Genomic DNA, 26,412 nt, shown 5'->3' with positions numbered 1-26,412 from the left:
GGGTTCCGTGGGTCCAGGCTAGCCGGACGCCTGTCTGTCCCACCCCCGGGGTAGCGTGGGAGCGTGAACGCCGATCCCGCCGACCAGCGCCGACTGCTCGATCTCGCCGACCTCGACGCCCGTATCCGTCGGGACGAGCGCGTCGCCGGCAACCCCCCGCAGGCCGAGCGCGTGCGCGAGCTGATCGCGCAGCGGTCGACGCTGTCGCAGGAGCTGGGGGCGCGCGCGAACGTCCGCGACGACATCGCCGCCGAGCTGAAGCGCCTCGAGTCCGACGTGTCGGTCGTGGACGCCCGCATCGCCCGCGACACCGAGCGCCTGGCCGCCTCGTCCAACGCGAAGCAGGCACAGGGGTTCGAGAACGAGCTCACCTCCCTCGCCCGTCGCAAGAGCGACCTCGAGGACGCGGAGATCGCCCTGATGGAGCGGCTCGAGGCCGCCGATGCCGCGGTCGCCGAGCAGGAGGCTCTCATCGCCGAGACGAACGCGCAGGGCACTCAGCTCAGCGCGGAGGCCAAGACAACCGTCGCCGAGGCCACCACCCGCCTCGAGGCCGCCCGCCGCGACCGGGACGCCGTGGCCGCGGCCATCCCCGCCGACCTCGTCGCGCTGTACGAGCGCCTCGCCGCGCGCGGCAACGGCGCCGGACTCCTGCGCGCCGGCGCGTGCGAGGCGTGCCGCATTGTCCTCCCGCCCAGCGACCTCAGCGCCGTCCGCCGCGCGCAGACGGACGAGGTCGTCTTCTGCCCCGAGTGCGGCGCGATCCTCGTCCGCACCGAAGAATCCCGATGACCCGTCGCGGCGGCCGTGCCCACTGACACGGTCGTCGTCGGACGGGTCGCTGACGGCCGGTTCGCGATCGTCGCCGTCGACGGGGACACCGAGCCCACCGGACCCGCTCAGGAGCTGACCGCCGACGCGCTCCCCGCGGCGATCGCCGCCCGGCAGCACGATGGCGACGTGCGATGGGTGTGGGCCGACTCCGCACTCGTCTACCCGCGTCTGCTCGAGGCCGGGGTCCGCGTGGCGCGCGTGTGGGACCTCCGCCTCGTCCACGGCATCCTCCGCGACGCGCAGGCCGTGACCGACGACCACGGCCTCCGGGCGAGAGGCGAATGGGATGCCGGGACGACGGCGCCCAGCTCGGGCGACACCCTCTTCGACCTGGGGGAGGCGGCATCCGGGATCCCCGAGACCCTCACGGCCGCTCTCGCCGAGTACCGCCGCCAGATCGCCGCGATCGCGTCGTCGACGTCGCCCGGCGCGCTCCGTCTGCTCTGCGCCGCCGAGTCGGCGGGGGCGCTCATCGCGGAGGAGCTGCACGCCGCGGGCGTGCCGTGGAGCCGGCGCGCGCACGAGGACATGCTCGAACGCGAGCTCGGTGCCCGCCGGGGCGGCGGCCTGCCCGCCCGCATCGAGCAGACGGCGGCCGTCGTCCGTGCGGCCCTCGACGACCCGTCGGCATCCCTCGACTCGCAGCCGCGCCTGCTGCGTTCCCTGCGCCGGGCCGGCGTCCTGGTCCAGTCGACGAGCCGGTGGGAGCTGTCCGAGCACGACCACCCGGTCGTCGCCCCGCTCATCGCCTACAAGAAGCAGATGCGTCTTTACACCGCGAACGGGTGGGCGTGGCTCGACGAGTGGGTCCGCGACGACCGCTTCCGTCCCGTCTACGTCCCCGCGGGCGTGGTCACCGGCCGGTGGGCGTCGTCGGGCGGCGGGGCCCTGCAGATCCCGCGAGCGCTGCGCACGGCGGTCCGGGCCGACCCGGGCTGGACGCTCGTGACCGCCGACGTGGCGCAGCTCGAACCCCGCGTGCTCGCGGCGATGTCGCGCGACATGGCGCTGGCCGAGGCGGCATCCGGACGCGACCTGTACGCCGGCATCGTCGAGCGGGGCGCCGTGGCGAGCCGCGCCGAGGCGAAGCTCGCGATGCTCGGGGCGATGTACGGAGCCACGACGGGGGAGAGCGGACGGCTCCTCCCGCGCCTGCGGCGCACCTTCCCTCGTGCGATGGCGCTCGTCGACGAGGCGGCCCGCGTCGGAGAGGACGGCGGGGTCGTCCACACCTGGCTCGGACGCACCTCGCCGACCGCGGGGTCGACCTGGCGGGACCTGCAGTCGCGGGCGAGTGACGCCGCGGCATCCGGGATCGACGAGACCCGCGCGCGCCGCTCCGCCCGCGACCGGGGGCGCTTCACCCGCAACTTCGTGGTCCAGGGCACCGCGGCCGAGTGGGCGCTCGCCTGGCTGGCCGACCTGCGCACGCGCCTGTCGGCGTTCCCGGACGTGGATGCCGCGCGCTCCGCGCCCGCGTCGGGTCCCGTGTTCCACCGGTCGCCGCATCTGGCGTTCTTCTTGCACGACGAGATCGTCGTGCACACGCCCGTCGAATACGCGGACGCGGTGGCGGAGGCGGTGCGGGAGTCCGCGGCATCCGCGGGTCGTCTGCTGTTCGGGTCGTTCCCGCTCGACTTCCCTCTCGACCTGCGGATCGGACCGACCGCCGAGAAGGCGTGACCGCCCGCGACGGTAGACTCGCACGTGCGAATGGGTCGGCTGGACGGTCGCGTCACGGGTTCGCCCGTGCCGAGGAACGTCCGGGCTCCACAGGGCAGGACGGTGGGTAACACCCACCCGGAGCAATCCGCGAGACAGTGCCACAGAGAGCAGACCGCCCGCCTCGCGCGGGTAAGGGTGAAAGGGTGGTGTAAGAGACCACCGGGGTCGTGGTGACACGACCCGCACGGTAAACCTCGTCCGGAGCAAGGCCAGACAGGGGATGTCGACGCGGCTCGCCGAGTCCCCGGGTAGGCCGCTGGAGCGGCACGGCAACGTGTCGCCGAGAGAGATGACCGTCCACGGGGCTTCCGCCCCCGGACAGAACCCGGCGTACAGGCCGGCCCATTCGCCTCCACCGACGGCGCTTCTTCGAGAGCAGCCGACAGCGCGCAGGCGGCGCAACCTACGCTTGTCGAATGAGCCCGTTTCTCCCCGGTGCGCGCGGAACCCAGCCCTGTCCGAACTGCGGCGCCCAGGTCACCCAATCCGACCGGTATCCCGAGTACCTGTGCCGCGACTGCGAGGCTCGTGCCGTCGATGCGAACGGCGCACGCGTGACGGGGTCGAATGCGTCCCCGAGCGGTGGGTTCGTGTTGCTCTGGCCGAACGGCGAGCACGAACCGCTGCCCTGCGCATCGGCGCGGGTGTGGGTCGATGGACGGGAGTGGCGCTATTCCGAGGCGCGGTTCGGCGGGGTGCTGATCACGCCGGCGCGAGAGGACTGACCGACGTCGGCCTGGCTCTTGGTCTGAGCCACGCGCGCGTACCCGTGACGGCGTTGCGTAAGATGTCCCTTACGGCGTAAGCGGGTCCGGCAGGGTCCCGCCGGCCGTTCGTGTCAGGAGTTGAACGTGGGCCGTCTTTTCTATCAGGGCCGTGCCGTCCTCGATGTCGACGACCGCACCCTCGCGCACCTTCGCATCGTGGTGATGAACAAGTTGCGGCGCGGCGAGTCCTTCATGCTGCACGCGCCGCACCCGAGCGCCGGCACCCTGAGCCTGTGGCTCAGCGCGTCGACGCCGCTCGTGCTCCAGTTCTGGGGCGGTCGGAGCCCGTCGATCGACCAACATCTCGTCGAGCAGATGTTCGACGAGGCGAACGGCCCGAACGGGCTGACGGTGCATGTCGGCAAGGCCTCGACCGCGTGACGAGGTCGTCGCCCACCCGCCGTCGAGCGGCACCCGCGCGAGCTTCATGAAACGCCCATAACGTCGTCGCGGACGTGACGCAATAGTTAGCCGTCATGCGCCGTCCGCGCGCGACAGCTGAGAGGATGATTCAGTGACCGGAGAGATCCCCTTCCCGCCGCGACGGGACGTCTACGTGCTGCAGCAGTGGGTCGACGACTTCATCGAGGCGGGGAACACCGCCGGTGCCGACATCGTCGTCGCCGAGCAGGACGGTGACCGGAGAAGCGACACCGGCTTGGTGATCGTGCGCCTTCGGCGGGCGGACGGCGTCATCTACATGCAACCGCGGGGGTTCGACGATCCGCTGTGGCAGATGACGCTCGAGGTCCACGAGACGGAGCTCTCCGCTCCGCCCTATGAGATGGGGGCGCTGGGGGCAGAGCTCATCGTCGCGTCGAACCTCTGCACCTACCTGCAGTACCGGTCACTCGAGTGGGACCGCCTCAGCGGCCGACACGAAGACTGACCCGGCGACTGTTCGGGTCGCCCTGGAGCGGTTCGAGCTCGTCTTTCCGTGACCGACGGGCGGCGCGACGTCAGTCGGTCTTGTCGAGCCAGCGCAGAAGGGCACGCGCACGAGCGGCGCGGATGTGCGGGGGCTGCGAGCGCTCGGCATCCACCGATCGGATCGCCTCGGCGTGCGCCTTAGCCATCTCTGCGTTCACGAAGCTGGACCGGCCCGAGACCGACACGGCAGTGCTCATGCGTTACCCCCTTCTGACCCGATTCTAGAACGGATGAGCGACATCCGGACGGACGCCTCGCGCTCTTTCTCGAGGAGCGTCAGCGCCTCTGCGACGGCCAGCACGCGCGCGAGCACGAGCAGGAAGTCCCGGTCCTCGGTGGAGAGGCCGCCGGCATCCAGGACGTTCAAGGTGAGCATGCCGAAGGCGATCCCCCCGCAGCGGACGGGCGCGGAGATGTACGAGCGGTAGACCTTGCCGGGCGGCCGGACGTCCTCGCGGAGGATGGCGTGCTCGGCGTGGTCGATGAGCTCCCACACGCCCGGCTCGTCGTCGGCGCCCTCGACGAACTGCGAGGTGAACTCGTCCACGCGGGCCCGCTGCGAGATGTACGGGCGCGGACTCATCACCCGGCGCCGCGCCGACAGGTCCTGCACGCGGAAGTAGGCCGCTCGCGGGCTCTCGTTCTTGACGAGGTCGCAGGCGCGCTCCACCACGGCCTGACGGAAGCCGCTGATCTCGACGGCCCGCTCGCCGGGGCGCATCGCGGCGAGGTCCTGCAGCGCCGACAGCGTCGGGAGGAAGGCGCCGTTGGTCATCGTGAGGATGCGGATCTTCTCGGCGCGGAGCAGCTCCGCCACCGTCGTCCGCGCGGACTGCAGAGCGCGCTTGCGCCGCTCCTCGAGGTACCAGACGACGAAGGCCCCGACCGCCGCGACGGAGGCGGCGACGGCGGCCGCGACGGCGGGAGCGGGGTCGGTGTCGTCCGCCCACCCGAGGTAGCCGGCCACCGCCGCGACGACCGTGCTGGCGACCACGACGACACGGAGCGCGACGATCGACGCGTCGAGGCGCGGCGTCTCCGAGGGGTCCTGGGCGGTCACGGGACCGAGACTGCCACACCCCTCCGACACGCCGCCCGACGGCGCGCGCCTCTCGTCAGTGCGACGGGAACGTCACTTGACGGCGGGGAGGGCCTCCGGAACCGGCACCGCGAGCGAGGCCGACCCGATGATGCCGGCGTTGTTGCGGTGCTTCGCGGGCACGATCGGCGCGCGGAGCTTCAGCAGCGGGAGGAAGTTCTCGGAGTGCTTCGACACGCCGCCGCCGACGACGATGAGGTCGGGGCTGAACAGGAACTCGACGTAGTCGTAGTACCACTGCAGGCGCTTCGCCCACTTTTCCCACGACAGCTCCTCGCGTTCCATCGCGGAGTACGCGGCGAAGTGCTCGGCATCCTTCTTGTGCCCCGCGCGCTGCAGATGTCCCAGCTCGCTGTTCGGGACGAGGACGCCGTCGTAGATCATGGCCGAGCCGATCCCCGTGCCGAGCGTCGTGAGGATCACGAGGCCCTCGACGTCCTTGGCCGCGCCGTACCGCACCTCCGCGATGCCCGCGACGTCCGCGTCGTTGGCGAAATGGATGCCGCGCGACAGGCCGTCCTCGAAGAACTTCTCGGCCTCGAAGCCGACCCAGGTCGCCGAGACGTTCGCCGCGGACAGCGTGCGGCCGCCCTTGACGATGGCCGGGAAGGCGACGCCCAGCGGCATGTCCGCAGGGGCCTCGAGGCGCTCGATCACCTGATGCACCGCCGTCAGCACGTCCGCGGGCTCGGCGCCGGCGGGCGTGGCGACCTTGATGCGGTCGCTCACCAGCTCGCCGGCCTCCAGATCCACGATGCCGGCCTTGATGCCGGTGCCGCCGATGTCCACCCCGATCGCGCGGGACGCATTCGTTGCCATGCCCTCCAGCCTATCCAGCCGCGGGGTCGCGATCAGTAGGATCGGGGGAGGGCCCGACGCATCTGCGCCGGGGCGCGAGATCCTGGAGGAGACATCGTGAGCGACGGCACGCGGAAGTACTGGTACAACCTCCAGACCGGTCAGGTCGAGGAAGGCCTCGAATCTCCCATGGCTGATCGCGCCGGCCCGTTCGACAGCGCCGAGGAAGCCGCGCGCGCACCCGAGATTCTGCGCGCACGGTCGGCCAAATGGGATGAAGACGACGCGCGTGAGGCCGACTGGGGCGCCGACGGCGCCGGTCGCTGAGCGACGAGACGACGAGGGGATCTGATGGACAAGCAGCGCGATTTCGTCTTGCGGACGATCGAGGAACGCGGCGTCAAGTTCGTACGCCTGTGGTTCACCGACGTGGTGGGCACGCTCAAGTCGGTGGCCATCGCGCCGGCCGAGGTCGAGGGGGCCTTCTCCGAGGGCCTCGGCTTCGACGGGTCCGCCATCGAGGGGCTGACGCGGTCGTACGAGTCCGACCTCCTTGCACACCCGGACCCGACGACGTTCCAGATCCTGCCCTGGCGCGGCGAGATCGACCCGACCGCGCGCATGTTCTGCGACATCACGACGCCCGACGGCCAGCCCGCGGTCGCCGACCCGCGCCACGTCCTGAAGCGCACGCTGGCCAAGGCTGCCGACGCCGGCTTCACCTTCTACACGCACCCCGAGATCGAGTTCTACCTCCTGAAGTCCTCGCAGCTCGGCGCCGACGGGCGCCCGCAGCCGGTCGACTCCGCCGGGTACTTCGACAACGTCCCCGGCGGGACCGCCCACGACTTCCGCCGCCGCTCGGTGCGCATGCTGGAGGACCTGGGCATCTCGGTGGAGTTCAGCCACCACGAGGGCGGTCCGGGGCAGAACGAGATCGACCTGCGGTACGCCGATGCGCTCACGACGGCCGACAACATCATGACCTTCCGCACCGTCGTGAAGGAGGTCGCGATCGAGCAGGGCGTGTACGCCACCTTCATGCCCAAGCCGATCAGCGGTCAGCCCGGCAGCGGCATGCACACGCACCTGTCGCTCTTCGAGGGCGACATGAACGCCTTCTACGAGGAGGGCGGGCAGTACCAGCTCTCCAAGGTCGGCCGTCACTTCATCGCCGGCCTGCTGCGGCACGCCAACGAGATCTCCGCCGTCACGAACCAGTTCGTCAACTCGTACAAGCGCCTCTGGGGCGGCGACGAGGCGCCCAGCTTCATCTGCTGGGGTCACAACAACCGCTCCGCGCTCGTCCGCGTCCCGCTCTACAAGCCCAACAAGGGGCAGTCGACCCGTGTCGAGTACCGGGCGCTGGACTCCGCGGCCAACCCGTACCTCTCGTACGCGCTCATGCTGGCCGCCGGCCTGAAGGGCATCGAGGAGGAGTACGAGCTCCCGGCCGAGGCCGAGGACAACGTGTGGTCGCTCTCGGACGTCGAGCGTCGGGCGCTCGGGTACGCACCGCTGCCGTCGAGCCTCGACCACGCGCTCGAGTACCTGGAGGAGTCCGAGCTCGTCGCCGAGACTCTCGGCGAGCAGGTGTTCAAGTACGTGCTGCTCAACAAGCGTCGCGAATGGCACCAGTACCGTGCGCAGGTGACGCCGTTCGAGCTCGCGAGCAACCTCGAGGCGCTCTGACCGGCGACCTCTCCGGGGAGGACCGATGATCTCGGGCGATCGATCCATGTCGCTCACGGCTCTGGCCCGCACGGGGTTCTCCCGCCTGGCCGAGGCCGACGCGATGCTCGACGAGCTCGAGCGGCTCGTCGGCACCGGCCGCGACGAGGCGACCGCGCTCGCGCAGCGCGTGGCGAGTCCCGATCACGCCCTGTCGGCGATCGTGCAGGTCGCCCGGCGTGATCCCGACGCCGTGCGCGCCGCCGCGGCGGACGCCGGTGCGTGGCGTGCGCTCTGGGACCTCACGGGCGCGTCCGACGGCTTCGCGGAGTTCTACCTCCGGCATCCCGACGAGCTGGCGCACCTGAGCGGTGCCGGGCTGACCGTGCCCGACGAGCAGACCATGCGCGCCGAGCTGCTCGCCGCGGTCGGCGACGTCGACGGCTTCGCCGAGGACGGGACGGATGCCGCCTGGGTGGCCTTGCGCATCCGCTACCGCCGTCTGCTGGCCCGGATCGCGGCGTTCGACCTCGGTCAGCCGGAGCCGGCCGACGTGGTGCCGATCGTCGCGTCGGCGCTGGCCGATCTCGCCGGCGCTGCGCTCGAGGCATCCCTCAGCGTCGCCCGGACGCGCATCTCGGGGACGGGCCCGGCGGCGTTCCCGCGCGCGCAGGTCGCGGCGACACGGTTCGCCATCATCGCGATGGGGAAGGCCGGGGCCCGCGAGCTCAACTACGTCAGCGACGTCGACGTCATCTTCGTCGGGGGGACCGCGGACGAGGACACGGTGTCGGAGGCGCGCGCCCTCGACATCGCCACCCGCCTCGCGGTGCAGACCATGCGCGGGATCTCCGGGCCGGAGATCGAGCCGCCGCTGTGGGAGGTCGACCCGAACCTCCGCCCGGAGGGCAAGCAGGGCGCCCTCGTGCGCAGCCTCGGCTCGCACCTGCAGTACTACGACCGCTGGGCCAAGAGCTGGGAGTTCCAGGCGCTGCTGAAGGCGCGGGCCATCGCGGGCGACGCGGCCCTCGGCGAGGAGTACGTCGCGGCGGTCCAGCCGCTCGTGTGGCACAGCGCGGGACGCGAGAACTTCGTCGAGGGCGTCCAGCGGATGCGCGAGCGCGTGACGGACAACATCCCCGCCGCGGAGGTCAACCGCCAGCTGAAGCTCGGGCCGGGCGGCATCCGGGATGTCGAGTTCACCGTGCAGCTGCTGCAGCTCGTCCACGGACTGACCGACGAGCGGATCCGCCAACGCGGCACCCTCGATGCCCTCGACGCGCTCGTCGCCGAGGGGTACATCGGGAGGACCGAGGCGGAGGCGTTCGGCCGGGACTACCGTCTGCTGCGCCTGCTCGAGCACAGGCTGCAGCTGCGCGGGCTGCGCCGCACCGCCCTCCTGCCCGAGAAGGACGACGACCTGCGGATCCTCGCGCGCGCCTCGCGGCTCTCGGACACCGCGGCCGGGGTCCAGGCGGCGTGGGAGGCCATCAAGCGCGAGGTGCGCGACATCCACGTGCGTCTGTTCTACCGTCCGCTGCTGTCGGCGGTGGCCGCCTTGCCCGAGGGGGAGCGGACGCTGTCGACCGCGCAGGCGCGCGACCGACTCGCGGCCATCGGCTTCCGCGACCCGGCGGGGGCGTTGCGGCACATCGCCGCGCTGACGACCGGACTCAGTCGCAAGGCCACCATCCAGCGCCACCTGATGCCGATCATGATCCGGTGGTTCGCCGACGGGGTCGACCCCGACTACGGGCTGCTCGTGTTCCGCCGGATCAGCGAGCGTCTCGGCAATACGCCCTGGTTCCTGCGGATGCTGCGCGACTCCGCCGGCGCCGCCGAGAGCCTGACGCGCGTGCTCTCCGGCTCGCGGTACATCGGCGAGCTGATGGAGTGGATCCCCGAGTCCGTGGCCTGGCTCGACGACGACGCGCTGCTGCGTCCTCGCACGGGGGTGGCCCTGCAGGAGGAGGCGCGGGCGATCCAGACGCGGTGGGCGGACATCGACGACGCGATGCGCTCGGTGCGGGCGCTGCGCCGACGTGAGATGCTCCGGGTCGCGATGGCGGCGGTGCTCGAGGTGGTCTCCCTCGAAGAGCTCGCGGATGCCTTGACGACCATCACCGAGGTGACGATCCAGGCCACGCTGCGCGCGGTGCGCCGCGCGGTCGTTCCCCCCGAGGACGACGACCTCGACTTCTCGGTCATCGCGATGGGCCGCTTCGGCGGGCGCGAGATCGGATTCGGATCGGATGCCGATGTGATGTACGTCTACCGGGCGAACGGCGTGGATCCGCAGCGGGCCAGCCGGCTCGCGCTGAAGATCGTCGCGGGGCTGCGCGAGCACTCCGAGGATCACCGGCTTCCGCTCGAGCTCGACGCGGAGCTGCGGCCGGAGGGGCGCAGCGGCCCGCTCGCCCGCTCCCTCGAGGCGTACGCCGAGTACTACCGGCGCTGGTCGCTGTCGTGGGAGGCGCAGGCGCTCCTGCGAGCCCGGGGGGTGGCCGGGAGCGTCAAGCTCATCGACGCGTTCCTGGCCCTCGCCGACGAGGTGCGGTACCCGGTGACGGCGGATGCCAACGGACTGCGCGAGATCAAACGGATCAAGGCGCGCGTCGAGAACGAGCGGCTGCCGCAGGGCGCTGACCCGGCGCGCCACCTGAAGCTCGGCCCGGGGTCGATCAGCGACGTCGAGTGGCTCGTGCAGATCCTGCAGCTGCAGCACGCCCGCGCGGTTCCCGGCATGCGGACGACCTCGACGCTGGGGGCTCTGTCCGCGGCGGTCGACGCGGGCATCATTCCGCCCGAGGCGGGGGAGCGGCTGGCCGCGGCCTGGCACCTCGCCAGCCGCCTGCGGTCGGCGAACACGCTGCTGTCGGGACAGACCAGCGACGTCCTGCCGGCGGACCGGGCCAAGCTCGACGGCATCGGCCGCATCCTGGAATACCCGCCGCGATCGGCGACGCGCGTCGAAGAGGACTACCTCGGCGCGACGCGGCGCTCCCGCCGGGTGTTCGAGAAGCTCTTCTACGGGTGAGTCGAGCGGGGGCGCGCGCGCGATCGTTGCGCGGGCGCCCCGGGCTCGGGGCTGTTCCGGGCGTCACGGTCGATGCGCGTGAGCCGCCCTCGGCGAGTCTCTTCCGGACGTCACGGCGGGACGTGAGCCGCGGCCGCCTCGCGAGAGCGCCCCCGCGCGTTCAGAGCTTCATCAGGCGTTCGCGCACCTCGCGGCGGAGGACCTTGCCGATGAGGGACCGGGGCAGGTCGTCGACGACGAACACGCGGCGCGGGACCTTGTACGGGGCGAGGCGCGATCGGCAGAACTCCTTGATCGCCTCGGCATCCACGTCCGTCCCCTCCCGGGCGACAATGGCGGCCGCGACCTCCTCGCCGCCGCGCGGGCGGGTGAGTGCGACGACGGCCGCGCCGGCGACGTCGGGGTGGGACGAGAGCACGTCCTCCACCTCGCTCGGCGACACGTTGAAGCCGCCGGTGATGATGATCTCCTTCAGGCGGTCGACGATCGACACGAAGCCGTCGGGGGAGACGGAGGCGATGTCACCCGTGCGGAGCCAGCCCCCGTCGATGAGCGTCGCAGCGGAGTCGGCGGGACGGTTCCAGTACCCCTGGAACACCTGCGGCCCGCGCAGCAGCAGCTCGCCCGTCTCGCCGGCCTCGAGGTCGCGCTCGGGGTCCTCCGGGTCGACGACGCGGATCTCCGTGCTGGGGAACGGCACGCCCACCGTGCCGGGCTGGCGCGACGGGCCGATCGGGTTGCCGAGCGCGACGGGGGACGACTCGGTCATGCCGTAGCCCTCGACGAGCAGACCGCCGGTCGCGTCCTCCCAGCGGGTGACGGTCGGCACGGGCAGGCTCATCGCTCCCGAGATGGCGAACCGGATGGTCGACAGGTCGATCGATCCGCGCGAGGCGGCGCGTGCGAGCTGGTCGTAGATGGGCGGGACGGCCGGCAGGAACGTCGGCGGGCTCTTCTTGACGGCGGATGCCACCAGCTCGAGGTCCCACTTCGGGAAGAGCACGAGCTTGGCGCCGATGCTCATCGCGAAGGTGAGGTTGAGGGTGAGGCCGTAGGCGTGGAACAGGGGGAGGACGCCGTAGAAGGTCTCCTCGCCGTCCCGCAGCCCGGGCACCCACGCGCGACCCTGCATCGCGTTGGCACGCAGGTTGCGGTGGGTGAGGATGGCGCCCTTCGGCGACCCGGTCGTCCCGCTGGTGTACTGAAGTAGGGCGATGTCGCCGAGCGACGGTCCCTCGACCTTGCGCGGGAGATGCCCGTGGGTGAGCAGCGTCTCCCAACGTCGGACGCGCTTCGACCGGGGCGTCACGGTCAGCTGCGCGCGCGCCGCCCGCGCTTTGGGGATCGGGAGCTTGAGCGCGAGGCGCTTGCCGAGCGGGAACGCGGCCGTGATGTCGACGCTGATGATGTGCTCCAGCGCGAGGTCGGGCGGGAATCCGGCCACCGTGTCGGCGATCTTGTCCCAGACGACGGCGAAGCGCGCGCCGTGGTCCTCGAACTGATGCCGCAGCTCGCGTGGCGTGTAGATCGGGTTGTGCTCGATGACGATGGCGCCGAGCCGCAGCGCGGCGTAGAACGCGATCACGTGCTGCGGCGAGTTCGGCAGGACGAGCGCGACGCGGTCACCCGCGCGGACGCCTAGCCGCCGCAGGCCTTCGGCGGCGCGGTCGACCTGGTCGCCGAGCTCCCGGTAGCTGAGCGTGGCCCCGAAGAACTCGAGGGCGGGGCGCTTGCCGTGGACGCGGACGCTCGCGGCCAGCATCTCGGGGAGGGTCTGCGACGGTTCGTCGATCTCGTGCGGGACGCCCTCGGCGTAGGAGCTCAGCCACGGACGCGATGCGTAGGGGGAGGTGGGCATGGCATCCATCCTCCCGTGACCGGCGGATCCGTCGTGGACCTTGACCTGGAGGGATGCCGCGAACTTCTCACCGCTTTCGTGCTTCCCGTGTTGGGCGGCGGCGCCGGAATCGGAGGACGGTGCCGGATTCGGACCGCCTACGCGATCTGCTCCGATTCCGCGTCACTCGTCCGAATCTGCGGGTTTCGGGTGCGGGGTCTTCTGGTCGAACGGCTCGAAGAGGGGCGTGTCGCGGGGGCGTTCCAGCGGGGGGAGGCGCATTCGCTTGAGCAAGTCGGCGGTCACTGGGTGTGCTTCTGGTCGAACGGCTCGAAGAGGGGGGTGTCGTGCGGGCTTTCCAGTGAGGGGAGGCCGGGGTCTTCGGGCCTGCCTGTGTAAGGCCCGCGGAGCCGGTCGAGCAACGGATACGCGTTGCCCGGCGCGCATGTCGAGGTGGCTCGTATCTCCAGGACGTCGATCGTGCCCTCCGCGGCGACTCCGGGCACGAAGTCGATATCGAGTCGGGCGACGCGGCCTTCCTTCTTCGAGCCCACGATGACGATGTTGTCGATACCGGGGCTGTACGTCTTGATGGGCTCTACATACCATCCGTCCTCCTGCAGCCAGGTGTGCAGCTCCGTCATTCGCTGCGGTCCCCGTTCGTGGAACGAGAAGTCGAGGGGGAGCTTTCGCCGGAGGAAGAACTCGTAGCCGTTCTGCCCGCATGTCAGGGGGACATCGCCGTACTCCCAGACACGCCAATCACCGTCGTAGATCTGCTCCTGCACCTCGGCGACGGTGCGTTTGAACTCGGCGTTGACGGCCTTGGCTTCGGCGAATGTCGCATCGTCGGCTGGGGGCTTCACAGGGGACACATTCGGACCTCCACATCCGGTCAAGACGGTCGTTGTGAGCAGGCAAGTGACGGTGAGAAGCAGACGGATGCACCGTCCGTTCCGCATCACCGAAGCCCCCCCCACTTCGTCGTAGGCTTCCCGCATTTCGTTGACCAGGTGTTTGAATGACTCCGCCCAGGGGTCGAGGTAGCCCGTTTTCTCCATCCGGTGGAACTCGGGATATAAGGTTCCGTCAGGTCCCGCGCCCCATCCCACGACCTCGTCGCCAGCGCTTTCTCGCGCGTTGTGGCCGTCGGTCGCTTCGCCGTACTCGCCCTCAGGAGAACCGAACCCCGGCACCCACCCGCCGTCTGAGCCGAAAACGTGCACGCCGTCGACTTCGCGGGGGTCTTCGCTGTGACGACTACCCAGCCACGACTTGCGGCCCCACTCGGCGATGCCATCGGCGTCGGCGTGAGTAACTGAGACCGCGGTCCGACCGGCGTCGATCTGCTCTGCCAACGATTCACCTGTCTGCGGGGTGATGCCTGCCGATCCGAAGAGCCACACATGCGAGACGAGACCTGGATTGTCCGCCACAGCTTGGGTGGTCATCGTCGTCCCAAGCGAGTAGCCGGCGGCGTTCAGCTGCGCACCGGGGTTCAGCTGCCGTATCCCCTTCCATGTCTCGGACAGACGAGCAGCCCCCGCATCCGGACCGTCTATCCCCCACACCGTGGGGAGGTCGCCCGAATCCCAGTCCATCACCAGGACGAGCGCCACATCGGAGATATGGTCCGTGCGATCCAGTTCGTTCGAAAGAGTGGAGTAGAGGTCAGCGCCGGTTGAAAACCAGTCGGGCAGCGATCGCAGGTTAGTCGAGAGCCCGTGCGTGATCGTCGTCACCTGTGTGGCTCCGTCGATGTCGCCATACGCAAGGTTGGCACGTGGAGATCCGTCTGCGTCGGGGAAGAGACTCAGAAGTGATGGCATTGTGTCATCGTCGAGGGGCTGACGCAGCCTGGACTGCACTTCGCCAAGCTGTGACCGTGTCCCGTCGTCGAGGTCGTCTTGGGCCAGCATCCGTGAGAGTCCCTTCTGATTGAACAGGTTCCTCTGCGCCGTCGGAATCCCGTTCAAGTTCCCCACCGCGAGCGGCGCCACGGTCATGAGCTGACCCAGCGGGCCCGTGTTCCATTCACCGTCTTCCGCCGCCGAGGACGCCGCGGCCATCTCCGCGAACAGTCGCGCCGCGCGCCCGGCGTCGACGAAGGCGATGGACTGAAGGAAGTCGGGATGATCCTTGAGCCACGTGGTGGCATCCCTTGGGTCCGTCTTGGACAGCCACTCGATGCGGCGCTCCGTCGAACGGCCGAGCACGTGCGTCAACTGCTCCGAGAGCGAGCGGGACGTGGTCGCGGCTGCCGGGGCGCCGGGATAGGCGCGCTCGACGAAGCCCCAGAAGTCCTGCGCGACGCGGACCTCGCTCCCGGCGCCGTCGTGCACGGTCGTGCCGCCGGCGATGCCGCGCAGACGCGACGACAGACGGTCCTCCGCCTCCTCCACGTCCTCTTCGAACTGCTGGACGTCGCGGCGCAGATCGTCGAGCGCTTCCTCGGCGGACTGCAGCACCTGATGTGCTGCCACTCGCGCCCACGTCGTCGTTTCGAGGACGTGCACACCGGCCTCCGTTCGCTGAGCAGACCGGTACTCGGCCTCCGCTCTCATCGACCCGTCGGCCGCGGTCTCGTACTCCGCGACGACCGTCGGGATACGAGCCTCCAGCTCTGCCCGACGTTTCCGGAGTGGGGCGAAGTCCTCCGTCTCCGCCTGCGAGAGCGCGTCGCGGGCCGTCCGGAGCGCATCGGCGAAGAAGCCGGCATCCCGTGCGGGAGACGCGAGGAGAGAGCCGACCTCCTCCGTCCCCGCGACGTCGAAGACGTCGTGTTCGCCGAGCCCCCGCCAGCGTTCCTCCACGTCCGCCATCGACCGTGACGTCTGCCCGGCAATGAGCTCCAGCCGCGCACCGAGATCGCTCAGAACCGCCTCCTCGACCACCCGGGGCAGGTCATCGACGCGGGGCACCCTCATCGTGCGCTCGCTCCGAGGCCCTCGGGCAAGGCGAATCGCCACTCGGTCAGAGCCCGCGTCTCGGCCTCCGCTGCACTGACCCCCATGTCGACGTCGCCGGTGACGATCGCGACGGTGGCCGCACTCACCGCCGATGCGGCGGCGGCCACCACACGAGCGAGCCGACCCGGGACGGATCGACGTTCCTCCAGGAACGCCCACCACCCGGCAAGGAGGGTGCGGCGGCCGTCGACGACCAGACCCTCCCCGTCCAGGGCGGCATCCGTCATTCCCGAGATCGCCGGCGCCATCTCCGCCCCGGCGTCATCGACACCCGCCAGCACCCCGATGACGCGGTCCGGGTCGACTCGATAGTGGCTCACGGTGGTCCTCCCAACAACGCGACCACGATGCCGTGCGGGGGAGGTCGGGAGGCGGCATTTAGCCCGCGGACGACGTCGAATTCACCCGGGCCGCATGCACACGGAGCTGCTCGAGGGCTCCTCGTAGGGGCGCCGGAATCGGATCTCGGCGCCGGAATCGGACGGATCGCCGCGAACGATCCGAATCCGCATCGCACATCCGAATGCGCACCGGTCCCAGGACCGCGCAGCGGGACTCAGCCCCCGGCATCCATCGCCGAGGACCCCGCCACGTCAGTCCCTCATGTCGCGGCCGACCACCACCGGAGGACGCGCAGCGCGAAGAACGTCAGCCACGGGGAGGGCAGGCCGGCCGGGACGTCCACCGGGAACCACTCGCGACCCACCGGAGGGTCCTGCTGATGCCAGGTGCCGTCGGCGTCGCGCGCGTTCCGCACGACCTTGACGGCCTCGGCGAGGCGGGGGTCCGGTGGCGTTCCGTCGGCCTCCGACGCCGCGCGGAAGTGATCGAGCACCCGCAGCGCGGTGTACCGCCAGCGGAACGGGTAGCCGAACCGGTCCACCGACGGCAGCACCTCGTCCGTCGACAGCCGATGCCGCACGCGTCGCTCGAGGATGTACTCCTCGCCCGCGTGCCGGGCGGCCCGCAGCTCGGGAGTCCCGCCGGTGCGTCGCTCGTCGTCCAAAATGTGGATCACCGCGTTCAGCGTCGACGCGAAGGACGACCGCGTCGAGCCCTCCACCCACTCGCAGTTCCAGCCACCGTCGGCGAGCCGGTGCTCCACGAACCAGTTCCGGATGCCATCGACGTCGGCCCCGAGCCAGGCGCCGTTCGCGAGGGTGAAGGCGTTGATGCACACGTCCACCTCGCCGCCCCAGTACGGGAGGTCTTCGTACTCCCACCGTGCGTTCCGGTCGAGCAGCGCCGCAGTCCCGGGCCGGAGGGCAGTGGCATCCACTCCCCATTCCCTCAGCGTGTTCAGGGACCAGGTCGTCGCGGTCCACGGCTGACCCGGTTCCTCGCGGCTCGCGTCGGCGGGGAAGTAGGCCCCGCCCGCCCAGAGCCCGTCCTCGTCCTGGAGGGCGAGCAGACGCGCACCGTATCCCTCGCGTGCGACGAGCGCGCGGGTGGCCTCCCAGGTCGCCGGGGGCGCGTCGAGGAGATCGCGTTCCACCTTCCACCGCAGGCTGGGGTCGCTCTCGCGCAGCCAGGCAAGGACCTCGTCGTCGGTCATGTCCGTCTCCGTCGTCGGGTCACGACGCGCTGCGCGCCGCCCGCTTCTGCTCCTGGAACACCCGGATCGCCTCGTAGCGCTCCGCCGACCGCGCCTGCCGTTTGGCCGCCTCGACCTCCCGGATCTTCGGCGGCGCCGATGTGACGAGGTCGTCGAGCAAGTGACGGAGGGATGCCTCGATCTCGCTCACCGCGCGATCGAAGACGTCCTGATTGGCGCGCGACGGCGTCGTCGTGCCGACGATCTTGCGGACGAACTGCAGGGCGGCGTCGTGGCACTCGGCATCGGTCGCCGGCGGCGTGAAGTTGTGGAGGGGGACGATGTTTCGGCACATGCGGACAGGGTAGGGCGGGCCGGGGACATTCGGAAGAGCACCCCCGCACAGCACGACGCCCGCCCCGCGGAAGGCGGGACGGGCGTCGGGTCAGCGGTGCTCAGACCCCGAAGTACAGCTCGTACTCGAAGGGGTGCGGGCGCTGGGCGATCGGCTGGATCTCGTTCTCGATCTTGTACTCGATCCAGGTGTCGATGAGCTCCTGCGTGAAGACGCCACCGGCGAGGAGGAACTCGTGGTCGGCGCGCAGGGCCTCGAGCGAGTCCAGCAGCGAGTTCGGAACCTGCGGGATGTTCTTGGCCTCTTCGGCGGGGAGCTCGTAGAGGTCCTTGTCGACGGGCTCGTGCGGCTCGATGCGGTTCTTGATGCCGTCGAGGCCGGCCATGAGCTGCGCAGCGAACGCGAGGTACGGGTTGCCCGAGGCGTCGGGCGCGCGGAACTCGATGCGCTTGGCCTTGGGGTTGGAACCCGTGATCGGGATGCGGATGGCCGCCGAGCGGTTACCGGCCGAGTACACCAGGTTGACCGGCGCCTCGAAGCCCTTCACCAGGCGGTGGTAGCTGTTCAGCGTCGGGTTGGTGAAGGCGAGGACGGCGGGCGCGTGGGCCAGCAGGCCACCGATGTACCAGCGCGCGATGTCGGAGAGCCCGCCGTAGCCGGTCTCGTCGTAGAACAGCGGCTTGCCGTCGTTCCACAGCGACTGGTGGGTGTGCATACCCGAGCCGTTGTCACCGAAGAGCGGCTTGGGCATGAAGGTCGCGACCTTGCCCCACTCCTCGGCCGTGTTCTTGACGATGTACTTGAACTTCAGGATGTCGTCGGCCGCGTGCACCATGGTGTCGAAGCGGTAGTTGATCTCCTGCTGGCCGCCCGTGCCCACCTCGTGGTGCGAGCGCTCGAGCACGAAGCCGGCCTCGATCAGCTTGAGGGTGATGTCGTCGCGGAGGTCGGCGGTCTTGTCGACCGGCGAGACGGGGAAGTAGCCGCCCTTGTACGGGGTCTTGTTGGCGAGGTTGCCGCCCTCTTCCGCGCGGCCCGTGTTCCACGCGCCCTCCTCGGAGTCCACCGAGTAGAAGCTCGAGTTCTGCTTCACCTCGAAGCGGACGTCGTCGAAGATGTAGAACTCCGCCTCGGGGGCGAAGAAAGCGGTGTCGGCGATACCGGTCGAGGCGAGGTACTTCTCCGCCTTCTTGGCGACCTGACGCGGGTCCTTCGAGTAGATCTCGCCGTTGCGCGGGTTGTAGATGTCGAAGATCATGACGAGGGTCTTGGCCTCGCGGAACTGATCCAGGTACGCCGTCGTGACGTCGGGGATGAGCTGCATGTCCGACTCGTGGATGTTCGCGAACCCGCGGATCGACGAGCCGTCGAACAGCTGCCCGACGGTGAAGAACTCCTCGTCGACAGTCGAGGCGGGGATGTTGAAGTGCTGCTGCACACCCGGGAGGTCCGTGAAACGGATGTCGAGGAACTTGACGTCCTCGTCCTGGATGAACTTGAGCACCTCGGACGAATCTTTGAACATGAAGACTCCAGAGGTAGAACATTCGGGATCGACCGGCGTGGCCAGCCTCCACGACCCTATCCAGAACCAGTTGCTCGGCGAAGTCCCGCATGTTTCGGGCATGTTACGCGGCGGCGATTACGCTAATCACGTGAGTGCCGCTCCCGCCAACGATTACCCGGGTCAACGACTCGGCCTGCCCCGCGAGGGACGCGGCTCCGTGGCCCGTCCGGGCCGCCGTGTCGGAGCGCTGTTCGTCGACTACGGCGCGGCGTATCTGATCTCCGGCTTCTTCGGCTGGGACAGCCTGGCGATCCTCGTGATCTTCGCCGCCATCCAGATCGTCTTCCTCCCGACTCTCCAGGGGAGCCCCGGGCATCGTCTGTTCGGTCTGCGCCTGCAGCGGCTCGACGGCGCGTGGGCGGGCCTGTGGCGCCCCGTCGTCCGCACACTCCTGCTCATCGTCGTCATCCCGGCGGTGATCTGGGACGCCGACCAGCGCGGACTCCACGACAAGGCGGCGGGCACGATCCTCGTCCGTTCCTGACCCGGCGCGACCGTCCGTGTCTCGGACGGCTCCGTCGGGGTCCGGGTGCGTGTCGCCTGGTCTCGCGGAGCGCCACGTTCCGGTCGTCGTCAGCGTGTCCTCGGCGAGATCATGTGATCTCGGGACCACGGGATGCCACGGCTCCCACGAACGACGAAGCCCCCGCCGTGGCGGGGGCTTCTGTGAAGACTCAGCGGGGGCGCGGCGCCCGCATCTTGGTGGGGTCGACGCCCTTCGGGATCGGGAGCGAGGACAGGCCCTGCGACACCGACGAGACGCGCTTGATGACGGCCGCCATCGTGGCCCGGTCGACCTTCTTCGGCAGCGCCTTGATGGTCGAGGCGAGGTCCTTGATCTGCACCTGGTCGTCGCCGTGCCCGACGTAGAGGACGGTGACGGGCACGCCGGCGGCGACGCGCTGCACGCGTGAGCGCTCCTCGCCGACCAGACGGGTCAGCCGGGACTGCGAGCCCTCGCCGATGAGGACCACACCGCCACGACCGATGGCCCGGTAGAGGGCCTCCTGCGTCCGCGGGTTCACGCCGATGGGCGTCTCGGAGGCCTGCCAGTGACGCCCGAGGGAGGACGACAGCACGTGACCGGTCGCCCCGGGCATGCCGTCGATCTTCTTGTACATGGCCTTCGTCGACAGCCGCGTCATGGTGATCATCGACGCCAGCACACCGGCGAGCAGGCCCGTGAAGCCCCACAGGAGGATCCCCCAGATCGCGGCCGGGGGGATGAGGAAGCCGATCAGCACGCCGATGCCGATGCTCACCAGCACGATGCCGGCCAGCAGGAAGGGGAGCCAGCGGTACTCCTTCTGCGTGAAGGTGTACAGGGTCCGAAGCTGGGAGAAGAATCCCGGTCGCTTCTCGGGGGTCGAAGTGCGCGCGGCCATGGGGTCGATTCTATCTTCGCGCGGCGTGGTCACCGCTCCTCCCCAGTGGTCGGGTGATCGTCCCCGTCCACGGATCGCACGTTCGGCCCCACGGCGTCCCCGCCGTTCCGGTCACCATCGTCCCGTGAACACCGTGCCGCCCCTCAGCTCCCCGCCCGGGGAGTCATCCGAGTGCGTCGAACTCCTCGACGACTACCTTGAGCGCCGTCGACGCAGCGGCATCGCGATGTCGACCGGAGAGGTCGTCACCCTGCTCGTCCCGTTTCTCCGGGGCGCCGGGAGGGCGGATCGGAATGCCGCCTGGGGACTGACCAGGGAAGGACGCCCCGTTCCGTGTCCGCCGGCGCGGCCCCCCGCGATCCTGCGGACCGTCGACGGTCTGCGGCGTTTGGCGCCTCCGGACATCGACGCGGTGGTCGCCGAGGTCCGCCGCGTGTTGGAGCGACCGTCGACCGCCGCGGCGTCAGCTGCGGAGGAGCGGGTGTTCCGTCTGGGGGAGCCGCGCCCACTCGTTCTCGGTCCTCTGCGCCCGGTCGTCGCCGACGACCCCGAGGAGGACGCGGGCGGGTCGACGGGACTGCTGGCCCTCGTGGACGCCGACCTCCGGACAGCCGTCGCCGCGGCCCTCCGCGACGCACGCAGGCGATGGCGCCGCCGGGCGCCGGCATCCTCGCGGCGTCGTGTCGTCCTGTGGGCGGCTGCGGCTGTCCTCGCGGCCGTGGTGGCCGTCGGCGTCACGGCCATCGCGGGGCCGGGCGATGGCGGGGGCGCGACGCCGGGCGTGACGGGCGGGAGCGTCGCCGACCGGCCCGTGCAGGGCGATGACGTGGACGATGCCGTGGCGGACCTCGGCCCGTCGGCGGCCCCGGACGTGTCCTCGGACGGCGCTGTCCCGAACGGGATACGGCGAGTCGTCGAGGCGGCGGGAGCCTGCGGGTCCGACACCGTCTGCCTCGCCCCGCTGCGCGAGGCCCCACCGTCCCCGGACGAGCCGGAGCTGCTGCCGCCGGCCGGCGCGAGCATGGCGCTCGTCGACGACTTCGGTGGACTCGTGGTGCTGCGCCTCGAGGTGTCTGGACGACGACAGTACGTCACGCTCGTCCGCGTGAACGACAGATGGCTGGTCCGCGCCGCCGGAGCGATCACGGACCAGCCATCATGAGCCGGTCTGGGGCGGGGTCAGATACCCAGGTCGCCCTCGAACTGCGCCGCCTCGAGGCGGGTCTTCACCGCGCCGAGGAAGCGGGCGGCGTCGGCACCGTCGATGATGCGGTGGTCGTACGACAGAGCCAGGTACACGTACGAGCGCACCGCGAACGCGTCCTTGCCGTCGACCGAGACCACGCCGGGCTTCTTCACGACCGCGCCGAGACCGAGGATGGCCGACTGCGGCAGGAAGACGATCGGGGTGTCGAACAGCGCCCCACGCGAACCGGTGTTGGTCAGCGTGAAGGTGCCGCCCGCGAGCTCGTCCGGCTTCAGCTTGTTGTCACGGGTGCGCGCGGCCAGGTCGGCGATCTCGCGAGCGAGCTGCGCGATGTTCTTGTCGCCGGCCTCCTTGACCACCGGCGTCAGCAGACCGCGCTCGGTGTCGACCGCGATCGAGATGTTCTCGCTCGAGGGGTAGACGATCTCGTCGCCCTCGACCGTCGAGTTGATGATCGGGTAGGTCTTGAGCGCCTCGACGGCGGCGATCGCGAAGAACGGCAGGAAGGACAGCTTGTCGCCGGTCTTCTGCTGGAAGTCGCCCTTCACACGGTCGCGCAGCGCCGACAGCTTGGTGACGTCGACCTCCACGACCGTCGTCAGCTGAGCGGTGGCCTGCATCGACGCCACGGCGCGCTCGGCGATGACCTTGCGCAGACGCGACATCTTCTGCGTCGTCCCGCGCAGCGGCGAGACCTCGACCGGTGCGGACGAGGCCGCAGCGGCGGGAGCCGGAGCCGACTCGGCGGCGGGAGCGGACTTCGCGGCCTCGGCGGCCTTCAGCACGTCCTCCTTGCGGATGCGTCCGCCGACACCGGTACCGGTGACGGAGGCGAGGTCGACGCCCTGCTGCTGCGCGAGACGGCGCACGAGCGGGGTGACGTAGGTGACCTCGTCGTTGGACGACGCGGCGGGAGCGGGCTGGGCGGCGGGCTTCTCGGCGGCGGGCGCGGGCTGGGCGGCGGGCTTCTCGGCGGCGGGCGCGGGCTGCTCCGCCGGCTTCTCCGGCGCGGGCGCGGGCTCCTCGGCCTTCGGCTCCTCGGCCTTGGGCTGCTCGGGGGCGGGGGCGGGGGCCTCGGACGCGGCCGGGGCGCCGCTGCCGATGCGGGCGAGCGCTGCACCGACCTCGACGGTCTCGTCCTCCTGGACGAGGATCTCCTGCAGCGTGCCGGCGACCGGCGACGGGATCTCGGTGTCGACCTTGTCGGTCGAGATCTCCAGGAGCGGCTCGTCGACGGCGACGTCGTCGCCGACCGACTTCAGCCAGCGGGTGACGGTGCCCTCGGTGACGCTCTCGCCCAGCTCGGGCAGCTTCACCTCGGTGGAGTCGCCCGAGTCCGAGCCGGACGACGCCGGGGCCGGCTGCTCGGCGGCGGGCTGCTCGGCGGGGGCGGCCTCCGCGGGTGCGGCGGGCTCCTCGGCCGGGGCGGCCTCCTGCTGGGCGGGCGCGCTCTGCGGGGCGTCGTCCGAGGACGCGGCGCCCGAGCCGTCACCGATCTTGGCGAGGACGGCGCCGACCTCGACGGTCTCGTCCTCCTGGACGAGGATCTCCTCGATCACGCCCGAGACGGGCGAGGGGATCTCGGTGTCGACCTTGTCGGTCGAGATCTCCAGCAGACCCTCGTCCTCCTGGACGGTGTCACCGACCTGCTTGAGCCAGCGGGTGACCGTTCCCTCGGTCACGCTCTCGCCGAGAGCGGGGAGGACGACGGAAGTGCTCATGGGTATGTCTCCTTCGTACCGGATGCGGTAACTAGCTTAGTGACGGGTTGGGGATCAGAGTGCGTGCAGCGGCTTGCCGGCCAGCGCCAGGAAGGCTTCGCCGAGCGCCTCGCTCTGTGTGGGGTGCGCGTGGACGAACGGTGCGATGTCCTCGGGGTGCGCCTCCCAGCCGACGGCGAGCTGGGCCTCCGAGATGAGCTCGCCGACGCGATCGCCGACGAGATGGGCCCCGAGGACGGGGCCGTCGACGCGGCGGACGATCTTGACGATGCCAGACGTGCCCAGGATCTCGCTGCGGCCGTTGCCCGCGAGGTTGTACTCGTACGCCTTGACGGCGTCGGCTCCGTGGCGTTCGACGGCCTGCGCTTCCGTGAGCCCGACCGAGGCGACCTCGGGGTGGGAGTACGCCACACGCGGCACGTCGACGTCGGAGACGACGACGGGCGCGAGCCCGGCGATCTCCTCGGCCACGAAGATGCCCTGCTGGAAGCCGCGGTGCGCGAGCTGGAGCCCGGGGACGATGTCGCCGACGGCCCAGACGTGCGGGGCCGCCGTCCGCAGACGGTCGTCCGTCCGCACGAAGCCCCGCTCAAGGATGACTCCGGCCTCCTCGTAGCCCAGTCCGGACGTCGACGGTCCGCGCCCGACGGCGACGAGCACGTAGTCCGCGGTCACGGCCGAGCCGTCGTCGAGCTGCACCGTGACATCCGTGTCGGTCTGCGTGAGGGACGCGAAGCGGCGGCCGAGCTGGAAGGAGACGCCGCGCTTGCGGAACGCGCGTTCGAGCGCCTTGCTCGACGACACGTCCTCCGCGGGCAGCAGGTGGGGCAGGGCCTCGACGATGGTGACGTCGACGCCGAACGACCGCCATACGCTCGCGAACTCGACCCCGATGACGCCCCCGCCGAGCACGACGACGCGGTCCGGGACCTCGTCGAGGTCGAGGGCCTGCTCACTCGTGAGCACACGGCCGCCGATCTCGAGACCGGGGAGACTGCGGCTGTAGGAGCCGGTCGCCAGGATGACGTCCGTCCCGCGGTAGAGGTCCTCGCCGACGCGGACCGCGGGGCCCGCCTCGAGCGTGCCCTCTCCGGCGACGACACGGATGCCGCGGGTCGAGATCAGTCCTTCGAGGCCTTTGAACTTCTTCGCGACGATCCCCTCGCGATAAGCGCGGACCTTGGCGATGTCGATGCCGTCGAAACTCGCGTGCACGCCGATGTCGGCGGCCCCGCGTGCCGCGTCGGCGACCTCGCCGGCGTGGAGCAGCGCCTTGGTGGGGATGCACCCGCGGTGCAGGCAGGTCCCGCCCAGCTTGTCCTTCTCGACGAGGACGACGTCCTTGCCGAGCTCGGCGAGCCGGAGAGCCGCCGCGTACCCGCCGCTGCCGCCCCCGAGGACGACGACGTCGGCGCGGTGCTCGGTCATCGCGCCGCGCCCGCCGCGAGCAGCTCGACCAGCGTGCGGACGGTCGCGCCCGTGACGCCCTTGTCGGTGTACCCGAAGGGCGCCGCCTTGTTCATCCCCACGCCGGCGATGTCGAGGTGCACCCACGGGATGCGCGGGGCGTCCGCGTCCTCGGACACGCGCCCGACGAAGTGGCGCAGGAAGAGTCCGGCGAACAGCGAGCCGCCGGCCGGGTCGCCGATCTTGGCGTTCTGCAGGTCGGCGATGGGGGAGTCGAGGTCGTCGACCATGTGGGCGGGCAGCGGCAGCTGCCACGCGAGCTCCCCGGCGGAGCCGGAGGCGGCGAGGTACTCGGCCACCGCCTCGTCGCCGCCCATGACGCCCGTGTGGCGGGTGCCGAGCGCGACGGTGATCGCGCCGGTGAGGGTCGCGACGTCGACGATGAGGTCCGGGTGCTGCCGGCTCGCCGCGGCGAGACCGTCGGCGAGGACCAGACGTCCCTCGGCGTCGGTGTTGAGCACCTCCACGGTCGTGCCGTCCAGCGTGCGCAGCACGTCGCCGGGACGGATGGCGCGTCCCGAGGGCATGTTGTCGGCGATGCAGAGCCACGCGGTGACGTGCACCGGCAGCTGCATCTCCGCGGCCGCCTTCACCACGGCCAGGACGGTGGCGGCGCCGCACATGTCGTACTTCATCCCGACCATGGATGCCGCGGGCTTGAGCGACAGTCCGCCGGTGTCGAAGGTGATGCCCTTGCCGACGAGGGCGACGTGACGCTCGGCGCCCGCCGGGGCGTAGTCCAGGCGCACCATGCGCGGCGGTCGGTCGGAACCCTGACCGACGCCGAGGATGCCGCCGTACCCGCCGTCGCGCAGGGCCGCCTCGTCGAGCACCTCGACCTCGACCGGGAGACCGGCGACGGCCTCGGTGGCGGCGGCGGCGAAGTCGGCCGGCCCCAGCCACTCGGCCGGGGTGGTCACGAGGTCCTTGACCAGGGCGACGGCACCGGACACCGCGGCGACCGCCGCGACGTCCGCCTCGCTCGGGGCCTCGCCGGTGTGCACGGTCACGCGCTCCGCGCGCTGCTTGGGGCCGTCCGCCTTGTAGCCGGCGAAGCGATAGCCGCCGAGCGCGGCGCCCTCGGCGACCGGTCGCCACGGGGCGTCGACGAGGGACTGGACGGCGACGTGGGAGAAGCCGGTCAGCAGGCGCAGGCCGGTCCCCGCCGCGTCGCGGAGGGCGGCGGCATCCGGGGACGCGCCCGCGCCGGCGACCGCCACCGGGGTCGACACGCCCGGCACGTGCACGCGCTGGAACGAGCCCGCGGCACCGGTGAATCCGACGGCGGAGAGGGCGGCGAAGAGCCCGTCCCACCCGTCGGGGTCCGGTCCCCGCTCGTCGTTCTTGTCGATCAGGAGGAGCAGGGCATCCGCGTCGGACTCGATGAGGGGAGCGCTGGTGTGCGCCACGGAGGGGAACGGCATGCCCTCCATCCTAGGTTCGGCCCCTGTTCGCTAGCAGCGGGACGCACCGGGTCCGCCTGTCGGAAGCGGCTCGTAGAGTGGGGAC

The 26,412-nt window shown here is 70.8% G+C and carries 23 protein-coding genes and 1 other RNA gene; 11 read left to right on the top strand and 13 right to left on the bottom strand.

Annotated features, from left to right (window positions below):
* The first annotated feature begins 63 nt into the window (after positions 1 to 63).
* From MRBLMI1_RS04410 to MRBLMI1_RS04385, 6 genes are all read left to right on the top strand, one after another.
* The gene (locus MRBLMI1_RS04410; protein WP_367726938.1) at positions 64 to 792 is read left to right on the top strand and encodes a zinc ribbon domain-containing protein; all 729 of its coding nucleotides are present in this window, start codon (positions 64 to 66) and stop codon (positions 790 to 792) included.
* Positions 793 to 807: 15 nt separating this feature from the next.
* Positions 808 to 2,517, top strand: a complete 1,710-nt coding sequence (locus MRBLMI1_RS04405) for a bifunctional 3'-5' exonuclease/DNA polymerase (protein ID WP_367726937.1) — start codon at positions 808 to 810, stop codon at positions 2,515 to 2,517.
* 31 nt (positions 2,518 to 2,548) lie between these two features.
* Positions 2,549 to 2,908, top strand: an RNA gene (gene rnpB / locus MRBLMI1_RS04400) — RNase P RNA component class A.
* A gap of 67 nt (positions 2,909 to 2,975) precedes the next feature.
* Positions 2,976 to 3,284, top strand: coding sequence for a hypothetical protein (locus MRBLMI1_RS04395; protein ID WP_367726936.1), 309 nt, complete (start codon positions 2,976 to 2,978; stop codon positions 3,282 to 3,284).
* A gap of 126 nt (positions 3,285 to 3,410) precedes the next feature.
* A complete protein-coding gene (locus tag MRBLMI1_RS04390; protein ID WP_367726935.1) occupies positions 3,411 to 3,707 on the top strand; it encodes an ATP-dependent DNA ligase in 297 nt (98 codons plus the stop codon).
* 133 nt (positions 3,708 to 3,840) lie between these two features.
* Entirely contained in the window at positions 3,841 to 4,215 is a 375-nt protein-coding gene (locus MRBLMI1_RS04385) for a hypothetical protein (protein ID WP_367726934.1), read from the top strand.
* Between the two features lie 70 nt (positions 4,216 to 4,285).
* Here the strand turns inward: MRBLMI1_RS04385 and MRBLMI1_RS04380 are convergent, their stop codons facing one another.
* From MRBLMI1_RS04380 to ppgK, 3 genes are all read right to left on the bottom strand, one after another.
* Positions 4,286 to 4,453, bottom strand: a complete 168-nt coding sequence (locus MRBLMI1_RS04380) for a hypothetical protein (RefSeq protein ID WP_367726933.1) — start codon at positions 4,451 to 4,453, stop codon at positions 4,286 to 4,288.
* A complete protein-coding gene (locus tag MRBLMI1_RS04375; RefSeq protein WP_367726932.1) occupies positions 4,450 to 5,316 on the bottom strand; it encodes a hypothetical protein in 867 nt (288 codons plus the stop codon). Before MRBLMI1_RS04375 ends, MRBLMI1_RS04380 begins: the two co-directional genes overlap by 4 nt.
* Before the next feature lie 72 nt (positions 5,317 to 5,388).
* Positions 5,389 to 6,174, bottom strand: coding sequence for a polyphosphate--glucose phosphotransferase (gene ppgK, locus MRBLMI1_RS04370; protein WP_367726931.1), 786 nt, complete (start codon positions 6,172 to 6,174; stop codon positions 5,389 to 5,391).
* 96 nt (positions 6,175 to 6,270) lie between these two features.
* Between ppgK and MRBLMI1_RS04365 the strand changes: the two genes are divergently transcribed.
* The 3 genes from MRBLMI1_RS04365 to MRBLMI1_RS04355 are packed head-to-tail and all read left to right on the top strand — an operon-like array spanning position 6,271 to position 10,861.
* Positions 6,271 to 6,480 carry an SPOR domain-containing protein gene (locus MRBLMI1_RS04365; RefSeq protein ID WP_367726930.1) on the top strand — a complete coding sequence of 70 codons (210 nt, stop codon included), beginning with the start codon at positions 6,271 to 6,273 and terminating at the stop codon, positions 6,478 to 6,480.
* Positions 6,481 to 6,504: 24 nt separating this feature from the next.
* Positions 6,505 to 7,845, top strand: a complete 1,341-nt coding sequence (glnA, locus tag MRBLMI1_RS04360; protein ID WP_367726929.1) for a type I glutamate--ammonia ligase — start codon at positions 6,505 to 6,507, stop codon at positions 7,843 to 7,845.
* 25 nt (positions 7,846 to 7,870) lie between these two features.
* Entirely contained in the window at positions 7,871 to 10,861 is a 2,991-nt protein-coding gene (locus MRBLMI1_RS04355; RefSeq protein WP_367726928.1) for a bifunctional [glutamine synthetase] adenylyltransferase/[glutamine synthetase]-adenylyl-L-tyrosine phosphorylase, read from the top strand.
* Positions 10,862 to 11,021: 160 nt separating this feature from the next.
* Here MRBLMI1_RS04355 and MRBLMI1_RS04350 read toward each other — a convergent pair whose 3' ends face one another.
* The 6 genes from MRBLMI1_RS04350 to glnA (MRBLMI1_RS04325) form a co-directional block, all read right to left on the bottom strand.
* Positions 11,022 to 12,719 carry a long-chain-fatty-acid--CoA ligase gene (locus tag MRBLMI1_RS04350; protein WP_367726927.1) on the bottom strand — a complete coding sequence of 566 codons (1,698 nt, stop codon included), beginning with the start codon at positions 12,717 to 12,719 and terminating at the stop codon, positions 11,022 to 11,024.
* A 281-nt stretch (positions 12,720 to 13,000) separates the two neighbouring features.
* Positions 13,001 to 15,625, bottom strand: coding sequence for an alpha/beta hydrolase (locus MRBLMI1_RS04345; protein WP_367726926.1), 2,625 nt, complete (start codon positions 15,623 to 15,625; stop codon positions 13,001 to 13,003).
* Positions 15,622 to 15,987: a hypothetical protein gene (locus tag MRBLMI1_RS04340; protein ID WP_367726925.1), complete on the bottom strand. Its 366-nt coding sequence runs from the start codon at positions 15,985 to 15,987 to the stop codon at positions 15,622 to 15,624. The genes MRBLMI1_RS04345 and MRBLMI1_RS04340 overlap by 4 nt, the downstream gene beginning before the upstream one ends.
* A gap of 281 nt (positions 15,988 to 16,268) precedes the next feature.
* Positions 16,269 to 17,222, bottom strand: a complete 954-nt coding sequence (locus MRBLMI1_RS04335) for a squalene cyclase (RefSeq protein ID WP_367726924.1) — start codon at positions 17,220 to 17,222, stop codon at positions 16,269 to 16,271.
* A gap of 19 nt (positions 17,223 to 17,241) precedes the next feature.
* A complete protein-coding gene (locus tag MRBLMI1_RS04330) occupies positions 17,242 to 17,556 on the bottom strand; it encodes a DUF2277 domain-containing protein (RefSeq protein ID WP_367726922.1) in 315 nt (104 codons plus the stop codon).
* 100 nt (positions 17,557 to 17,656) lie between these two features.
* Positions 17,657 to 19,081, bottom strand: a complete 1,425-nt coding sequence (glnA, locus tag MRBLMI1_RS04325) for a type I glutamate--ammonia ligase (RefSeq protein ID WP_367726921.1) — start codon at positions 19,079 to 19,081, stop codon at positions 17,657 to 17,659.
* 100 nt (positions 19,082 to 19,181) lie between these two features.
* Here glnA (MRBLMI1_RS04325) and MRBLMI1_RS04320 point away from each other — a divergent pair, with 100 nt between their 5' ends.
* On the top strand, positions 19,182 to 19,607 hold the full coding sequence (locus tag MRBLMI1_RS04320; RefSeq protein WP_414685775.1) for an RDD family protein: 426 nt from the start codon (positions 19,182 to 19,184) through the stop codon (positions 19,605 to 19,607).
* A 190-nt stretch (positions 19,608 to 19,797) separates the two neighbouring features.
* On the opposite strand, the gene MRBLMI1_RS04315 is transcribed toward MRBLMI1_RS04320, so the two are convergent.
* A complete protein-coding gene (locus MRBLMI1_RS04315) occupies positions 19,798 to 20,508 on the bottom strand; it encodes a DUF4191 domain-containing protein (protein ID WP_367726919.1) in 711 nt (236 codons plus the stop codon).
* Between the two features lie 433 nt (positions 20,509 to 20,941).
* On the opposite strand from MRBLMI1_RS04315, the gene MRBLMI1_RS04310 reads away from it, so the two are divergent.
* The gene (locus tag MRBLMI1_RS04310; RefSeq protein WP_367726918.1) at positions 20,942 to 21,670 is read left to right on the top strand and encodes a hypothetical protein; all 729 of its coding nucleotides are present in this window, start codon (positions 20,942 to 20,944) and stop codon (positions 21,668 to 21,670) included.
* Positions 21,671 to 21,687: 17 nt separating this feature from the next.
* Here the strand turns inward: MRBLMI1_RS04310 and sucB are convergent, their stop codons facing one another.
* Genes sucB through MRBLMI1_RS04295 form a run of 3 tightly spaced genes read right to left on the bottom strand, consistent with a single transcriptional unit; the run spans position 21,688 to position 26,327 of the window.
* Positions 21,688 to 23,436 carry a 2-oxoglutarate dehydrogenase, E2 component, dihydrolipoamide succinyltransferase gene (gene sucB, locus MRBLMI1_RS04305; protein WP_367726917.1) on the bottom strand — a complete coding sequence of 583 codons (1,749 nt, stop codon included), beginning with the start codon at positions 23,434 to 23,436 and terminating at the stop codon, positions 21,688 to 21,690.
* Positions 23,437 to 23,490: 54 nt separating this feature from the next.
* Positions 23,491 to 24,864 carry a dihydrolipoyl dehydrogenase gene (gene lpdA / locus MRBLMI1_RS04300; RefSeq protein ID WP_367726916.1) on the bottom strand — a complete coding sequence of 458 codons (1,374 nt, stop codon included), beginning with the start codon at positions 24,862 to 24,864 and terminating at the stop codon, positions 23,491 to 23,493.
* On the bottom strand, positions 24,861 to 26,327 hold the full coding sequence (locus tag MRBLMI1_RS04295; RefSeq protein WP_367726915.1) for a leucyl aminopeptidase: 1,467 nt from the start codon (positions 26,325 to 26,327) through the stop codon (positions 24,861 to 24,863). The genes lpdA and MRBLMI1_RS04295 overlap by 4 nt, the downstream gene beginning before the upstream one ends.
* Between the last annotated feature and the right edge of the window lie 85 nt (positions 26,328 to 26,412).

This window comes from Microbacterium sp. LMI1-1-1.1 (assembly GCF_040815675.1).
GTDB lineage: Bacteria > Actinomycetota > Actinomycetes > Actinomycetales > Microbacteriaceae > Microbacterium.
Note: the sequence above shows the minus strand (reverse complement) of the source record. Positions and strands in the feature narration are given on the sequence as shown.

Bases quoted from the DNA above. Each gene is read 5' to 3' on its own strand.
- ppgK (WP_367726931.1), bottom strand. From the start codon at position 6,174: ATGGCAACGAATGCGTCCCGCGCGATCGGGGTGGACATCGGCGGCACC.
- MRBLMI1_RS04350 (WP_367726927.1), bottom strand. From the start codon at position 12,719: ATGCCCACCTCCCCCTACGCATCGCGTCCGTGGCTGAGCTCCTACGCC.
- MRBLMI1_RS04335 (WP_367726924.1), bottom strand. From the start codon at position 17,222: ATGACCGACGACGAGGTCCTTGCCTGGCTGCGCGAGAGCGACCCCAGC.
- glnA (WP_367726929.1), top strand. From the start codon at position 6,505: ATGGACAAGCAGCGCGATTTCGTCTTGCGGACGATCGAGGAACGCGGC.
- lpdA (WP_367726916.1), bottom strand. From the start codon at position 24,864: ATGACCGAGCACCGCGCCGACGTCGTCGTCCTCGGGGGCGGCAGCGGC.
- MRBLMI1_RS04355 (WP_367726928.1), top strand. From the start codon at position 7,871: ATGATCTCGGGCGATCGATCCATGTCGCTCACGGCTCTGGCCCGCACG.
- sucB (WP_367726917.1), bottom strand. From the start codon at position 23,436: ATGAGCACTTCCGTCGTCCTCCCCGCTCTCGGCGAGAGCGTGACCGAG.
- MRBLMI1_RS04315 (WP_367726919.1), bottom strand. From the start codon at position 20,508: ATGGCCGCGCGCACTTCGACCCCCGAGAAGCGACCGGGATTCTTCTCC.
- glnA (WP_367726921.1), bottom strand. From the start codon at position 19,081: ATGTTCAAAGATTCGTCCGAGGTGCTCAAGTTCATCCAGGACGAGGAC.
- MRBLMI1_RS04380 (WP_367726933.1), bottom strand. From the start codon at position 4,453: ATGAGCACTGCCGTGTCGGTCTCGGGCCGGTCCAGCTTCGTGAACGCA.
- MRBLMI1_RS04395 (WP_367726936.1), top strand. From the start codon at position 2,976: ATGAGCCCGTTTCTCCCCGGTGCGCGCGGAACCCAGCCCTGTCCGAAC.
- MRBLMI1_RS04295 (WP_367726915.1), bottom strand. From the start codon at position 26,327: ATGCCGTTCCCCTCCGTGGCGCACACCAGCGCTCCCCTCATCGAGTCC.
- MRBLMI1_RS04330 (WP_367726922.1), bottom strand. From the start codon at position 17,556: ATGTGCCGAAACATCGTCCCCCTCCACAACTTCACGCCGCCGGCGACC.
- MRBLMI1_RS04345 (WP_367726926.1), bottom strand. From the start codon at position 15,625: ATGAGGGTGCCCCGCGTCGATGACCTGCCCCGGGTGGTCGAGGAGGCG.
- MRBLMI1_RS04320 (WP_414685775.1), top strand. From the start codon at position 19,182: ATGTTACGCGGCGGCGATTACGCTAATCACGTGAGTGCCGCTCCCGCC.